This is a genomic window from Desertivirga brevis (assembly GCF_017355835.1).
In genome coordinates this window covers 122,918-138,253 of sequence record NZ_JAFEWF010000005.1, presented here as the reverse complement: position 1 = coordinate 138,253, position 15,336 = coordinate 122,918, and the positions used below count along the sequence as shown (strand labels likewise).

13 protein-coding genes are annotated in these 15,336 nt (G+C 42.2%); 4 read left to right on the top strand and 9 right to left on the bottom strand.

What is annotated here, in order from left to right:
• Window positions 1–9 precede the first annotated feature (9 nt).
• Together J4N25_RS13515 and J4N25_RS13510 are read right to left on the bottom strand one after the other, a co-directional pair.
• Window positions 10–927, bottom strand: a complete 918-nt coding sequence (locus J4N25_RS13515; RefSeq protein ID WP_207420196.1) for a helix-turn-helix domain-containing protein — start codon at window positions 925–927, stop codon at window positions 10–12.
• Between the two features lie 62 nt (window positions 928–989).
• Window positions 990–1,817, bottom strand: coding sequence for an SDR family NAD(P)-dependent oxidoreductase (locus J4N25_RS13510; RefSeq protein WP_207420195.1), 828 nt, complete (start codon window positions 1,815–1,817; stop codon window positions 990–992).
• A 271-nt stretch (window positions 1,818–2,088) separates the two neighbouring features.
• Here J4N25_RS13510 and J4N25_RS13505 point away from each other — a divergent pair, with 271 nt between their 5' ends.
• Complete coding sequence (locus J4N25_RS13505; protein ID WP_207420194.1) at window positions 2,089–2,811, top strand: siderophore-interacting protein; 723 nt, start codon at window positions 2,089–2,091, stop codon at window positions 2,809–2,811.
• On the opposite strand, the gene J4N25_RS13500 is transcribed toward J4N25_RS13505, so the two are convergent.
• The 7 genes from J4N25_RS13500 to J4N25_RS13470 form a co-directional block, all read right to left on the bottom strand.
• Window positions 2,806–4,035 (bottom strand): TolB family protein, encoded by a 1,230-nt coding sequence (locus J4N25_RS13500; RefSeq protein WP_207420193.1) that lies wholly within the window; start codon window positions 4,033–4,035, stop codon window positions 2,806–2,808. The genes J4N25_RS13505 and J4N25_RS13500 overlap by 6 nt on opposite strands.
• A 201-nt stretch (window positions 4,036–4,236) precedes the next feature.
• A complete protein-coding gene (locus J4N25_RS13495; RefSeq protein ID WP_207420192.1) occupies window positions 4,237–4,869 on the bottom strand; it encodes a hypothetical protein in 633 nt (210 codons plus the stop codon).
• A gap of 81 nt (window positions 4,870–4,950) precedes the next feature.
• Window positions 4,951–5,799: a DUF4339 domain-containing protein gene (locus J4N25_RS13490; protein WP_207420191.1), complete on the bottom strand. Its 849-nt coding sequence runs from the start codon at window positions 5,797–5,799 to the stop codon at window positions 4,951–4,953.
• Between the two features lie 17 nt (window positions 5,800–5,816).
• Window positions 5,817–6,278, bottom strand: coding sequence for a class I SAM-dependent methyltransferase (locus tag J4N25_RS13485; RefSeq protein ID WP_207420190.1), 462 nt, complete (start codon window positions 6,276–6,278; stop codon window positions 5,817–5,819).
• A gap of 61 nt (window positions 6,279–6,339) precedes the next feature.
• Window positions 6,340–8,238, bottom strand: a complete 1,899-nt coding sequence (locus tag J4N25_RS13480; protein WP_207420189.1) for a DUF4153 domain-containing protein — start codon at window positions 8,236–8,238, stop codon at window positions 6,340–6,342.
• A gap of 61 nt (window positions 8,239–8,299) precedes the next feature.
• Window positions 8,300–10,315: a sigma 54-interacting transcriptional regulator gene (locus J4N25_RS13475; RefSeq protein WP_207420188.1), complete on the bottom strand. Its 2,016-nt coding sequence runs from the start codon at window positions 10,313–10,315 to the stop codon at window positions 8,300–8,302.
• Window positions 10,296–12,350: a histidine kinase dimerization/phosphoacceptor domain -containing protein gene (locus J4N25_RS13470; protein WP_207420187.1), complete on the bottom strand. Its 2,055-nt coding sequence runs from the start codon at window positions 12,348–12,350 to the stop codon at window positions 10,296–10,298. The genes J4N25_RS13475 and J4N25_RS13470 overlap by 20 nt, the downstream gene beginning before the upstream one ends.
• Before the next feature lie 494 nt (window positions 12,351–12,844).
• Between J4N25_RS13470 and J4N25_RS13465 the strand changes: the two genes are divergently transcribed.
• From J4N25_RS13465 to J4N25_RS13455, 3 genes are all read left to right on the top strand, one after another.
• Window positions 12,845–13,789 (top strand): alpha/beta fold hydrolase, encoded by a 945-nt coding sequence (locus J4N25_RS13465; RefSeq protein ID WP_207420186.1) that lies wholly within the window; start codon window positions 12,845–12,847, stop codon window positions 13,787–13,789.
• Window positions 13,790–13,858: 69 nt separating this feature from the next.
• Entirely contained in the window at window positions 13,859–14,374 is a 516-nt protein-coding gene (locus tag J4N25_RS13460) for a RidA family protein (RefSeq protein ID WP_207420185.1), read from the top strand.
• Between the two features lie 12 nt (window positions 14,375–14,386).
• The gene (locus J4N25_RS13455) at window positions 14,387–15,334 is read left to right on the top strand and encodes a cytochrome P460 family protein (RefSeq protein ID WP_207420184.1); all 948 of its coding nucleotides are present in this window, start codon (window positions 14,387–14,389) and stop codon (window positions 15,332–15,334) included.
• Window positions 15,335–15,336: the final 2 nt, after the last annotated feature.

Sequence of the window (15,336 nt, the reverse complement as noted above, 5' to 3'; positions counted from 1 at the left end):
GGAAACGGATCAATTAAACGACGCTCTAAACTCCAGGGGAGAAAGCTTGGTTTTAGTCTTAAATAACTTGCTGAAGGATTGTGAGTGCTCAAAGCCCAAGGCATAGGCAACCTCGCTAACTGATAATCTTGTGGTTGAGAGCTTTTCTTTTGCCGTCTCAATCAGCCTGTCATGAATATGCTGCTGAGCACTTTGGCCAGTAAGCGAGCGCAACATGTCACTCAGGTAGTTAGGAGAAAGGTTAAGATTTTGAGCCAAGTACGCTACGGTAGGTATACCCTTATTAACGCTCAGCCCATTTTTAAAATAATTATCCAGCAGCTCTTCCATGCGTTCTAGAATACTGTCATTGGAGGCTTTCCGGGTCAGGAACTGTCGCTTGTAAAAACGATTGGCATAACTCAGCAATAACTCCAGCTGAGAAATAATAACGTCCTGACTGAAATTATCGATCCGGCTATCAAGTTCCCTTTCTACAAAACCGAAGATAGCGAGAATCGTATTCTTTTCTTCTTCCGATAGATGCAGCGTTTCATTGGTGCTGTAGGAAAAGAAGCCATACTCTTTAACCTTTTTAGCAAGCGGGTAACCCAGGAAAAAATCAGGATGAACAAGGAGGGTGTATTGAGAACATACAGATCCCTCCAGATCATTACCCCCTATGATTTGTCCGGGAGCAGCGAATAATAAGCCCCCCTCGTCGAAATCATAATAACTCTGGCCATATTTCAACTTTCCGCCAAGTTTTGGCTTGTACGCAATTTTGTAATAAGCTAATACATGCGGTGTTGAAAGTTTTCCTTCAAGTACGCCATGAGCGCCATTAATCAGACTGATCAGCGGATGTTTAGGCTGAGGCAGGCCGAACATCCGGTGCGCTTCGGTAAGCGACTCCAATTTTAATGGCTGTTGATCATTCTTTTTCATAAAAGCTAAATTAAGGACACCTATCCATACTATATGCTGACAGGTGTCCAATTTTTGTCATTTCACTGGGCTGAACGGGAAATCTCGTCCCAAGCTTCCCAGGTAGCCAGTCGCTCTGCATACACCGCTTTTAGACCAGGCAGGTTATGACTGCCCAGGTTAAAGCGTAGCGGAGGGTTTTCTGCATCCACCACCTTAAATAAGGCCTGCGGTGTAGCGGCAGGGTTCCCCTTTTCCATGCCCCGCATCCCCTCCATAAATTTCGTTTTGAAATCATGGTAAACTTCATTCCCCGTGAAGAGCTTCCCAATCTGTTCACTACCAAATTCGGTTGCATACGCGCCAGGTTCAACGATCGTGACATTGATGCCGAATTGAGAAACTTCCATTGCAAGGCTTTCATAGATCGCCTCAAAAGCCCACTTAGAAGAACAATAATAACCCAGGATGGGCAAAGCCATGTGACCCAAATTACTGGAAGTACCCAGGATATGACCGTAACCCTGCTCCCTTAAAAGAGGCAATGCGGCCTGAATTACCGTCACCGGACCCAACACATTCGTTTCGTACAAGGCCCGGATATCTTCTGCGTTTCCATCTTCGATTGTACCAACAAGCGGGTAACCGGCATTATTCAACACGATGTCCAGTCGGCCAAAATAGCTATGGGCTCTGGTAACAACTTCCTTTACCTGTTCGGCATTAGTCACATCAAGTTGCAGAGTAAGAACTCTATCGCCATATTTGTCTTTAAGCTTACTCAAGTCTTCTGTTTTGCGTGCGGTTGCTGCCACCAAGTCACCTCTTTCCAATGCTGCTTCTGTCCAGATTCGTCCTAAACCACGTGAAGCGCCGGTAATGAACCATACTTTATTTTCTCTATGTTCCATAATATTTCGATCTTATAGCAACAAAGTTCGGCAAACACTAAATGGCTTTTGTAGCCTAATTACTGGTCCTTGTAGGCTAATCCCGGTTTAGTTACATGAAGAAAGGAAAGAAACTCTGGTAAAAGCAGGCATTAAGAAATTGTATTAAATCGTCTCTTCTTTGCAATACCATTGCACCTTCAGGGTAACTAGGTTTGTATCAAAATAAATATTAAAGGATCAGAAATAACAGGTTCGGTCCAGGTGTTAACCGTCTATTTATAAGATTATCATGCCTACTTTACCAAAATGGCTGGGAGATGTAGTTGAAACAGCTTTTAGCAGCAAAATTCATTATGTAAGGGTTGCGGATGTAGAGTATTTACACCCCAAGTTGAAGCAAGTAACGTTTACTGGCGATTTTTCAAGTATCAACTTCCAAGTTGGCTACGCCTTAGCCTTTCGTGTTACAGAAAGAGAATTCAGGAATTATACTCCTAGTTTTTTCGATCGAAGAACAGGCGTTTGTAGGGTTTTATTTCATCTTCACGGAAAGGGACCAGGTAGTAATTTTGCAGCGGAACTTAAGATCGGAGACGAAGTTCGGCTTATTGAACCAAGAGGAAAAACCTTCTATCAGGCTGAAAAAAGCCATCATTTCTTCTTTGGCGACGAAACATCACTAAGTATATATAGAAGTTTGGCCTCAGTGATTGATGGTAACAATCAAACCTATGACGGTATAATTGAGCTTAGTGATTTGGATACGATTCCCAGACAGTTAGGATTGAACGTGAAAACAGTTGAAAAAGGAACGACCCCAGGCCAGCGAACGCTCGAACTGTTTAATACCCTGGAATTAGAAAACAGAATTGGGTGGAATGAGGCGGTTTATTACCTTACTGGAAATGCAAAGGCAATCCAGCTAATTGTAAAGGAATTAAAGCAACGTGGAATAAAGCCCAGGCAAATAATAACCCAGGCTTTTTGGGCTACTGGAAAAGTGGGACTATAGCTTTATCTTATACAAGCTATGGCTGTTATTAGAATAAAGGTTGATTAAGAGATCTGTCCCACCCCATTTAAAGTCTGCATTTGTGTAATAAAAAGGTTGGCCGGAAGAATTAGTCAATTGCTTTAACCCTTTAGTAGTTGTATTATATAACCAAACTTCATCTTTGCCGGTCCAGTTGCTTACGAATGCAATATGAGCTCCATCAGGAGATTCAGCAAAGCTGCCACCATGCCCGCGGCCATTAATAAGTTGCTGCAGCTGCTTTGTTTCAAAGTTATATCTGTAAATACCACCCCGCTTTCTCCATGTTGGGGGGAGATTATAATCCCCATCTATTAAAACAGATTTACCATCTATACCAGCAGAAATCCTACCAGTTGGGTGAAAATTGAGTGCACCAAAATCAGCAATAGATGTTTTAACCTTTGTTGTAAGGTCTATCTTCCACATATTCATAAATGCCTTATCTGCTCTTTTCTCTAATGTGTTAATCAAAAGGGCTTTATCATCAGCCGAAAAAGCCATCCCGCTCACTGCGTACTCCTTGTGATCGACGTCCCATACAAGAACCTCAGTATTAGCATCAGCATCGTAAACCATTATCTTATCAGTAAATACGGTGTTGCCCTCCTTGATTGTTTTGTAAAAAGCCAACTTATTTACCAGATGAGCCCAATTAGGGGCAGAAGCATTGGATTCGTTTTTGACTTCACTATTGGTAGTGCGGTTTCTTACCTTAATGCCTGGGTTTATTTGAGAAGCTACAAATGTATTATTGAAGGAGAACTTGGATGGATCTTGAAGCATTTCTCCTGGAAATACCTCCGTAATTTCCAATGGAGCCGAGGGAACAGCACTTACTGTGTCGGAATTATAGAACTTTGTACCCTTGAAGGTTTTTACAAAGAAGTAATAAGGAACATTGTTGTTAAGCTTCGATAAGGTGATTCTATCCGTACCCACTTTAACATTTTTAAACAACTTCAGCGAGCTGCTATCTGTACCGAAATAGACTTCAAAATGATCGGGGGTGGCTGGTTCTGAAGAATAACTTGTATACGGGCGTGGATCTCTTAATACTAAATCCACCTTTTGATCTCCCCTATCTGCTATAAGGTCAGGAACCCAAAAAAATGACGAGTTAAGCGGTTCGACATTATTGTTAGAATCTTTAGTGCAGGAAATAACAGTCAATAATAGTAATAGGGCGCTCAGGTATCTCATGGTAATTAGTTTATTATAGTGACGAAGCAAGTTATGAAAACGCGACAGGAATAATATAAATATTTTTCCCCTTACTTTTACCGATATAGATTCGTTCACCTCTTTTACTTAACATAAAAAAATGTACTTCAGCTTTTAGTAAATGGAGAAGCTACAAATTAATTCCAGGAGAATCTTCTACCTCTCCATTAGCGATTCATCTTATTCAGTTTTCTGAACTAAACAATACAGGTCAAATGAACCTTCTACTTTGGTAGCTTCTGCTATCGTGGTTACATTATTTGCGTTTCTTTCTAATCTTGCCAGGGTTCCTTCAAATGATCCCTTAATTTTTTTAACCTTCCCAACTCCTTCCCAATAGGCATCTTCCACATTCGAAATAGTGAGCATTAGAGGCTTAAGTCCCAATTTTGGGGACTGGTAGGCCAGCTTCCCGCTTAATAGAGCCTCCTGGGATGAAGGAAAACGTCCGATAAGAGCACTTTGATAATCGTCCTCACACTCAGCTCCTGCCTCGTGGCATTTAAATACAGGGTATACGCCAGGTACTAAACTGGGAATCTGCCTGAGGTCTATACCAAATTGAAAGTCCTCTAATTTATGGGTGGCACTAATGGAAAGGCTATTTCTTTCAGATCCTTGAACAAAAGCACTAAGAACAACTGTACCATCCGTTGGCTTATCCGGCGCCATTTTTATCACTTTCCCATCAATTTTGATCTCAAAAGACTGGGTATGAAGTGTTGTAGTTTCTTCGTCCTTATTTGATTGGCAAGAGAAAAGGGTGCTTGTAACGAGTGCAATCGCTACTAAAGGTAGTTTCCAATAGGTCATAGATGTATTTTTCAGCGAAGATACTTTGCTTTTCCTACGCTGAAAATCTTTTTTTAAGTTTTACATTCTGTTAGGCGAGAGTTACTTACAAAGATAAGGATCCTCGGCACTGGTATATTCCACTTCGGCATTGTAGCAGAAATTAAGAGCTGTTGATTGGACAGCTACGATTTTCAGTTGTACGCTGGTTCCCCGGTTGCTATCCGGCGCGGGCATTGATGCTTTTCCATTTGCGGGGACGTTCTTAATCTTTACGTATTCTGTTTCAAAAACGTCACCATTTTCCTTTATGTACTTAACTTCTACCTTAACTTCATCCAGGGGATAAGCCATGCTATTGGTAACCCTAACTTCCAATAACGATATCCCGCCAAGCTTGTCAACTTCATACTCGTTCGGTTTGGCGCTAATGTGGCTGGACCAATCATTTCTCAAAACCATTTTGTCGTTCTCTAATGCTTGCTCCTCCTCCTGCTCAGGAGTTTTCGCTGGTGAATTTGTATCCTCTGGCGTTGCCTCCTGACTCATTGCAGGTAGCCTTGCGTCGTCTGTTACTGTTATGGTAAATAAGAAGAACGCTAAAGTAACCACCAAAACCCAGACATAGATTTTCATGTTACTCTTCTCTTCCTTATTGTCTTCCTCGGGATTATTCTTCGCGGGAGCCACCTTTTCCCTCTTCGAGACTGGTGTACTTACTTTTTGCTGTTTCGGAGCGGGTGTAGCAGCCTTTTGCTGTTGCTTAAAAGGCGGAGGTGTACTTTTGGGCGCCAGGAGTGTCTCTAGCTCTGGTATAAGAGCGGCAACAGTCCAATTACTTAAACCGTCAAACCATATTGGAGTGTCTGCTTTTATTCCCTTCGTACTTAATTCGGATAATGTGAAAGGGCCTTCTTCCTTTACGCCGTTATGGGTGAAATACTTCTTCATTGAATAATGCGAAGATACTACCTAATCTCTTTATCCAAGTGCGGAAGGTACTCATCCAGTAAAACTTCTTTTAGAGGGTCTCCACCGTCAATAAATAGCTTTCCATTTGGGGCGAGGGCTTGTGCTATTTTAATTAGCGCCTGTTTTTCTATTTCGGGATGCCGGCCGTCTAATGCACCAACCCGAACAGCTACTGCCATATCGTAGGGACCCTCTTCGGATTCAAGCTCGAAGTTCTCAATTGCGACATTTCTGAATGAAAGTCTTCCGGTCTCTATTTCAGGAGCTGAGCCAGAAACAGCTAGCTTAATGGCTTTAGCTGATCGATCAATGGCAGTCACCTGCCCCTTGGTAACTCTTCTGGATAGTTCTCTCGCCATGGCCCCGGATCCACACCCAATTTCAAGGATCCTTAATTCTTCTCTTAACGGTAGTGCATCAATGAAGTCCTTAAGTCGTTTTGATAAATTCCCTGCCATAGGTAGATCCGTTTATTTTAGTTTTCCATCTATACTGGCATTCTAACCTGATGTAGTTGCTTTATTCTTGCTTCTTTATCATCAATACCCCTTCAATCCTCCCTGTTGCTTTAGCATGAGACGAAATCCTGTAGTTAATTTCGTTGATATAAAACCTGATGTTGTACTTGCCTATTTTAAACTCTTCCGTCAGTGAGGCTCTTGGTACTACTAAGTTCCCCGTTGTTTCTATCCTGCTTGTTTTCCCGGATCCTTTTATTTCCGGACTAGGTTTCACCTTCTCCAGTCTGTTAATTATTGGTATCAAACTCCTACTAATACTGTCCTTTTCAATACCAATGGTCATTGAGGAATCTGATAACCGAAAGGTCAAGGAATCTTTGTCCAGAGCGGCAAGAGTGGTTGCCTGATAAAGATCGGAAGAGTTATCGATAAGCACTATAAAGTCGGCATTAACAGCCGGGAGAACATTACCGTTATCGGCTTTAATATGCCGGTAGCTTATACTGTAGTCGGTATATTCAACGGGGAGCTTATAGTTTTTTTCCAACCATTCTCTCTCGGCGTTCCTCAGATCCCAGGAGTGAGTTCTTCTGTTGCCTCCATACTTGTTTTCAGTTAGCTCAAGTTTTTCTTTAATTGAATCTGTTACTAGTTCCAGATCCTGGTTCAACAAAGGCTGAAGGCTTGACAATCCGTATTCCTCAACCATGTACCTGCTTAAATGGATCACTCTATCATTTGATGCAGAATCTAATTTTGAGGTAATGGGTTTTAATTTCCCTTTGTTCAGCAACTTATTCTTTTCAAGGACTTCTTTTAACTGGCCTAATTGCGAACGCTCGGCAATGTTGAAAGCACTTAAGGGACCGTAAGTTCCTGCAATGGTTACCAGCGACAAAGACAATGGGATGATCAGGATATTCTGTTTGCGGGATAACAGAAAATAGGCCGTGATACCAGCCAGCCATAAAGCAAGGATGATCAGGAAGTAACGTTCCTCTGTAATACCATACTTTTGAACCCTGGTATACACCGATACAAACAAGAGAGCTAATAATGGAATTAAGAGGTAGTAAAACGTTCTGTTGTAAGCAACTATCCACTTGTTTTCTTCCTGTTTGCGTAGTGGATATATTAATAGAAATGATAGAATACCAAATACAGCATAACCGAGGATGAGCGAGGAAACAAGACCTTTAGGAAGATTCCATTCTACGAGGATCTTCACTTCGTACGAGAGGAGGATGACCACATAAACGATGGCCAGGGGAATGAGAACGTATTGGGTGAAAAGCTTGAGACCTTTTGGGTACGCGTGGTCATCCTGCAACTTCTGCAGATCAACGGGAATTCCCGAAAGGAAAAAGAGGGTTTGGAAAAGGATGGCGATCCAGGCGAACAGGGTCATGAAACTCTTCCAGGTAATATCAATGTTAAACAGGAATTTAGTAGCTCCCATTGCTGCGCATAAACCTCCGTATAGAACAGCAGAATAAAGTACTCCTGCCAGAAAGCGCAGGAACATGGTCTTATTAAATTGCCAAAAGGCATTCGTGTCGCCTGCTTTTCCAATAAAGGCAACGAAAGCAACCATAAGGTGCAGCGAGAAGCTGATCAGGAAGAATCTGACAATGTCCCTCTCCTGCTCCATCGGATTAAGTATAAAGAGGAAGGTGACACTTATAGTGAGGCTGAGGAGGTACAGTATGGCAGTCCCTTTTTTATCCAGATTTCTGTAACGGGAATAAAGCGAAGAGGCAAAGCTGGTAAGCAGGCCAATATTACAGGCCATCATTACCCTCCAGCCCCAACTGCTTACCGAAAAGCTTTTATCCTCATTATGAATTAGGGTAGTTGCCGCAATACACGCAATAATGGCAAAAATAACTTCAACAGGGAAGCGCTTGCATGCCCTGCTTATTTCTGAGAGAAGGTTTTGTACGGATGTAAGTTTCATGTGATAATGATTCAAGAGGGTAAATTACAAATTTTCCCAGAATGAGGTAATTGCTGAGTGTTTAGATGTCTGATCTGCTGATGCCTAACTTTTCCATCCGAGATTCTAGCGTAGTAGGCTTCAAGTTCAATAACTCTGCGGCTCCATTTTTACCACGGATTCGGCCATTGGCTTTCTTCAGTATGGATAGGATATATTCCCTTTCTGTTTCCTGTTGTAATTGCTTCACCTCCGATAGGGTTTTTGGATGCTCAAAAGAAGGTAGCCCTCCAATACTGCTATTGGAAGTGATCTTGTTTACGAGAGGGCGGCCTAAATCCAGCGGACTCTGGCCATCATTTACAATAACCGCCTGTTCAATAATGTTCTGCAGTTCGCGGATATTTCCTGGCCACTGATAGTTTAGCAATTCCGTGATTACTTTGTCACTGATCCCCTGGAAGGGCCTGCCAATTTTTTTACAGAGCTTTTGGCCGAAAAAGTTAGCTAGCAAAGGAATGTCTTCACTTCGCTCCTTTAGGGCCGGAAGAACTATTGGAAATACGTTCAAGCGGTAGTATAGATCGAGTCTGAACCTGCCTTCTGCAACTTCCTTTTCCAGGTTTCGGTTTGTTGCCGCGATGATACGTACATCCGTTTTGATAGGGCCTTTCCCTCCCACTCTTTCTATTTCTTTTTCCTGCAAAACCCTCAGGAGCTTTACCTGAAGATCCAGCGGCATCTCTCCTATTTCATCAAGGAATAGGCTGCCTTCATTGGCTAACTCGAACTTCCCGATACGTTTGTCGATTGCACCTGTAAAGGCGCCCTTTTCGTGGCCAAACAACTCCGATTCGATCAGGTTGGGAGGCAACGCAGCACAGTTTATTTTTACCAGCAATTTATTCTTACGGGGAGAAAGATTATGGATGGACCGGGCAATGAGTTCTTTTCCGGTACCACTTTCTCCCAGGATCAATACGGAGGTATCAGTACCAGAGACTTGTCTTACCTGATCAAACACTACATGCAGGGATGGGCTTTCGCCAATAATTTCATTGAAATTCACGGTCGTTTTCACTTCCTCCTGTAGATATTGATTCTCCTGCTCCAGCTTTTGTCTCAGCTTCTCTATCTCTTCAAAAGCCAGGTAACGGTCGAGGGTAAGAGATAATGGGTTCTTCAATCGCTCTAGTAACGACAAATGTCTGCCAAGATAAATAGTTGATTGGCGACTATAAAATGAGATAACCAAAAGACCACCGTGGGTCAGTTCAATAACCTGATTGAGTGTCGACTCGAGGCGGAATGTTTTGGCAAGGAGCTGGGTAAATGGATCGCTTTTCTTCCTAATGGTAAAATCCTCTCCTTCGGATATTCCGGGTTCCCAAGAATATTCGGGCAGCATATCCTTAACTTTTTCAGGAGCAAGGCCGTTCATTTGAGAGAGCTCATGCATACCGATGTACTGGAATTCTTCAAAACCGATGCGAAAAAGACCCGTTAATGGAATGCTATCCTGGCTCCCTACCATCCCAGCAAGCAGAAAATCAAAAGGAATGAACGGTTGGAAGAGTTGGCCTATCTGATGTAATTTCTGTTTCCAGTCGCCACATGAGGAAAGCGTATCGGAAAGAGCGATTTGCAGCGCCTGCTCCTTTCGCAAATAGGCCTCTACACTATGCGCATGACGATAAAGTGCTAGCTGTAGGGTTATTAAAACATCTTTCTCGCGAAATGGCTTTACCAGAAACCCATAAGGCTGCGTGGTTTTAGCTGCCTCTACAATACTTTGATTAGAATTGGCCGATAGGTAAATGAAAGGGATGCACATCAGGCTTAACTGCCCCGCCAGGTCTATTCCTGTTTCCTGCCCTTGCAGGATAATATCAAGCAAAACAATATCGGGTTTCTGATGGGCAATTAAGTCTAGGGCCTCTTTTACCGAAGAGGCAATGCCGGTCACCTGGTATTCTGCCTTTTCCAGAATGATCTCCAGGTCATTAGCCACCACGAATTCATCTTCTACAATAAGAACATTTCCACCAATATGGTTAGCCAATAAGGAAAAATCTGCATTATTTTGTTTGGAGACCATCGGACTGCGTAATTAAAGTAGGAGTAAAAAGTACATTTATTTTTAAACCCTCTGTATTGTCAAGGGTAAGACTGCCACCTAACTGTTTGCTTAGGCCTTTCATCAATTTCATCCCCAAAGACCTTCCTGGTAATAGGTCGGAGGTATCCATCACTCCTATCCCGTTATCGGCAATGGTAAGCTGGTATTGGGTTCGACTCAATTCAATTAAGGATAGATAAACTACTCCTTCTTTATGCTCAGGGAAGGCATATTTGAGGCAGTTGGTAACGGCTTCATTAATGAGTAAGCCGAGGGGAACAGCAACCGCGACATCCATTTCTATAGGGGCAATATCTAATTGAAACCGGATACGATCATGCAAACTGTAAGAGTCGCTCAAATTATTTACAAGCTCCTTCAGGTATTCATCCATGGCTATGGTGCCCATTTTATCCGATTGATAAAGTTTGTGATGGATAAGGGACATGGCTTGAACTCTGTGCTGACTGTCGGAAATGGCTGTTAATGCTTTATCATCATCCAGATAGGCTGCCTGGGAGTTAAGTAGGCTCATGACTATCTGCAGGTTATTTTTTACCCGATGGTGAACTTCTTTAAGGAGCCATCTCTTTTCTTCCAGTAGTTCATCCTTATTGTGAAGAAGGCTCTCCTTTTCCTCCAGAAGTTGCCGAAGCGATTCGTTCTTCCGGTTGATCTCTTCCTGTTTGCCTTCAAGAAGTTTGGTACTTTTTTGTTTAAGGCGGTACCGGCTATACACCAGAATAAGTAATAGTAACAAAAGAACGGAGCCAATAAGGAAAACGGTTTGCTGGAAGTCCTTTTGTTTCAGCTTTGCCTGCTGCATTTCATTCCTTTTAGTCAACAATTCGATGCTTTGCACCTTCGCCTGTGTTTCATATTGTATTTGAAGGTTAGCGAATTGCTGGCTTTTAGCTTCATTAAAGATTGAATCTTTTAATACTAAGTAGCGTTGATGGTGTTGTAGAGCTTCCTTAAAATTGCCCTGGGCCGAATCTAATTTAAATAATAGATACTGATGCAGTACAGACTCGCTTAAATAGTTCACCTGTTCATTTACCTGCACCATCTTATTGAAATAGTATCTGGATTTAGAATATTCTTTGGTGGCCATATACAGTTCTCCAGCTACCTGGTAAACTCCCATCCGGTAAGAATCATTTAAAAAGGCAGGGTCATTACTTTTGTCTATTTCGTTCAAATATTCTTCGGAGCGTATAATAAATTTCCTGGCTAAGGGATATTGTTTCAGAGCAATATGGCACTGGGCTTTGAACAAGGTGACCATAGCAGCACTTTTCACAGAACCTGGAGGAGTATCTTTCGTTACCTTCCCAATATAATGAAGCGCTTCTTTTGCTTTTTTTTGCTCGAGCATAACATTCACCGCCAAAGAAAGCGTATTGTATACATCATCGTCCTTCCTTGACTCCTGAACATGCTGCATGGCATTTTCACAACTTTTTAAGGCCTCATCGGGCTGTTTGAGATCATGGAATAGATATCCAAGCTGCAGGTAATAGAAGGAAAGACTTGTGGTATCATGGATATCGAGGGAGTTTTTAATGGCCGCTTGACCATAACGTAAAGCTTCAGGATAGTTACCTAATGTTTTATATACCCTGGATAGCAGGGCGTAAGAATTATGAAAAGAGTTATGATGACTATAACGATAAAGGCTGATGGTTTGCTTCAACTCTTCGAGTGCCAGTTGTTGGTTTCCCTGCTGATGGTGCATCCGGGCTATGGCTTCTAAGGTGGAAGCTTGTTGTTTCGTATTACCTTCTTTTTTATAAAGATCAAACGCCTTCCTGTAGCATTCAATTTTCAAGTGGAGCTCATTACCTGAATTGGAATATTTGTTCCCTAATTGAATATAGTCTTCTGCTGTAAGATTGGATTGGGAAGCATCCCGATTGTTTACTTGTTTTGCCCGGGTTTGAGTAGTAGAACTACTTGCCGCACTTTGTTTTAAAGAAGGAGCCTGGAACAGAATGAGAGTCTGCGCCTGCATGGGGAAATTATACAGCATCCCTCTTAATAACAAATAAACGACCAGGCAATAAAACCTCATTGGTAAATAAACATTATATACAAGCAGAACCCCCATTTCTGGTTATTCTGCTTAAAACTCCGAAGATATCGGATTTTTTCTATCAAATTCTCTTAGCTGAAAACAGATTTACACTTCTTTCCCTCCGATTACTTCGGAGATAATGGAGATTTATCCGAAATTATCGGAGAAAGCTCCGGGGGCGACTAATCATTAATACTATAAAAACCTTCTGAAAGTCGTCCTGGAAGCCTCTATTAGCCCCTTTCTGAAATTTTGGATGCAAGCGTTGGCATTGGCATTATAATAGGATAAGTGCAGGTACAGATGAGCGGGCATACCTTTTAATTGATTAAATCAGCAACAAAAAATATGAATATGAATAACAGGGGTTGATCCGGAAAATTAAGGGTACGACCTGCCAGATCCTGTAAATTATTAACGCAAACAATATTATGAAAACACCATCAGTTCTTAAAAACACAGTAAAAACAATCCTTTTACTGGCAATTCCTCTTGTTGCCTACAAAGCCAGCGCTCAAGTAGCACGGGCTTCTGCAGGAAGAGCCGAATTTATTGAAGTCGAAAAAAATGTAAAACTCCATGTCACTGATCTGGGAGAAGGCAAACCTGTAGTATTGATCCACGGCTGGCCTTTAAGTGATGCTATGTACGAGTACCAGTATGCTGATTTGATCCAAAAAGGCTACCGGGTTATCGGTATTACGCTACGGGGATTCGGGCAGTCGGATAAACCGTTCGGGAAATACAATTACGATGTTTTTGCAGACGATATTAAAGTAGTTCTGGATAAATTAAAGATCGAAGGGGCTACCATTGGAGGATTCTCTATGGGAGGAGCAACAGTAATTCATTATGTGGCTAAACATAACGGTGCACATGTTTCTAAAATGGCTTTATTTGGTGCAGCTGCCCCGGTTTGGACAAAGAGAGAGGATTTTAACTACGGTCAATGGACTAAAGAGGATGTTAACGGCCTGATTGCTTTGAATAATACCGACAGACCACAACTACTTGAAAACTTCGGAAAGATATTTCCGGCAAACGAATCAAGTGTTACTCCGGGCCAAGGTGCATGGTTGGGAACTATACAAGCTCAAGCCTCTCCTTATGCTATGGGACAATGCTTGGCAACGCTTAGGGACGGCGACTTACGACCGGACTTGAAAAAGATTAAGATCCCTACTTTGATCCTGCACGGTTCTCATGATAAAATTTGTTCTTATGATCTGGCAGAGCAGATGCATAAACTTCTGACTAAATCGAAACTAGTGCCTCTGGAAAAAAGCGGACATGCCCTGTTTATCGAAGAGCGCGAGAAATTCAATGCCGAGCTGGTTAAGTTTATGGAAAGCAACACGCTGGCCTACAATAATTAATAGCATCCATTTTTGCAACAGGCAGACTTTCGTTTGCCTGTTGTTGTTTCTTGAATTTACAGTTATCCTATGAAACCAATTTTTCTCCTAGCCATACTATTATGGCTGACTGCTCGAACCTCCGCCCAGTCGCACGAACAGCGATTACAACAATTGCATCTCGAGTTGCCGCCTGTGCCAGAAGCTATAGGGAGTTATGTCGATGTTGTGCAGGTCGGTAAGTTACTTTATCTATCAGGAAAAGGCCCACGAAAAGCTAGTGGCGAATACATCAGCGGAAAACTAGGGAAAGACTTAAGCACCGAGCAAGGTTACGAAGCAGCCAGCTTAACCGCAATCAACCAGATAGCGGTATTAAAACAGAAATTAGGTGATCTGGATAAAGTAAAGCGAATTGTAAAAGTTAACGGCTATGTGAATTCGGATAATCAATTTTATGAGCAGCCTAAAGTAATCAATGGCTTTTCAGATCTACTGATCAAGGTCTTCGGTGAATCGGGCCAGCATGCTCGCACTGCTTTGGGAACCAATACCCTTCCCCTGAATATGGCTGTGGAGGTAGAAATGATCGTTGAGCTTAAATAATCTTTGAAAAAAATGCTACGTTCCCGGTTAACCCTTAATAAAAAGCTTCTCGTTATTGCAGCAATTGCCCTGGCTATTTTTTTAGGCCTCCAATTTAGCTCCCCAAAAATTGAAAATAAGCCTCCGGAGGGAGAAATTGATGTTCCTCTGGAAGTGAAGAATATATTGCAGCGCTCATGCTATGATTGCCATTCCAATCAGTCCAATCCCAAATGGTATGACCGGATTGCACCAGCATCGCATTTGGTTGCTCATGATGTGAATGAAGCCCGCTCAAGGTTTAATTTTTCGGAATGGAGTAAATTGCCTTCTCCACTGCAACAAGTGCTGCTTTGGGAAATGGTAAATGCTATAGAGCAAAAGAAAATGCCTTTAAACCGGTACCGGATGGTACATCCGGAAGCAGCTGGAAGTCCCTCTGAACTGGCGGTTTTGAAGCGTTATGTGAATACGCTGCCTGGAAGAACAAAGGTTGATACGGCAAAAATTATCAAAACGTTAGGTTCCTCAGCGGCTAATACTCCTGGCGGAAATAGACATCCCATTTCGCTGACGGGTATCCCCTATTCAGATGATTATAAAACATGGAAAGTTTTAAGTGTTACCGACAAGTTTGACGGGGGAAGCATGCGGGTGGTGTATGCAAACGACATTATGATGAAGGCTATACAAAGCAAGGAAATTCCGTTTCCTGATGGTGCGAGGATGGTTAAGGCTGTTTGGGGTAAACAGATTGAAGATAAGGAGGGAAATATTTTTCCAGGGAACTTTCAGAACGTTCAGTTTATGGTGAAGGACAGTAAAAAGTATGCATCGACAGAAGGCTGGGGATTTGCAAAATTCGACGGACTTGAGCTGAATCCTTTCGGAAAGTCCGCCTCCTTTGCTAAGACTTGCATTGCTTGTCACAAGCTATTAGTACCAGAGAATGATTTTGTCTTTAATATTCCTACAAAGTAAGT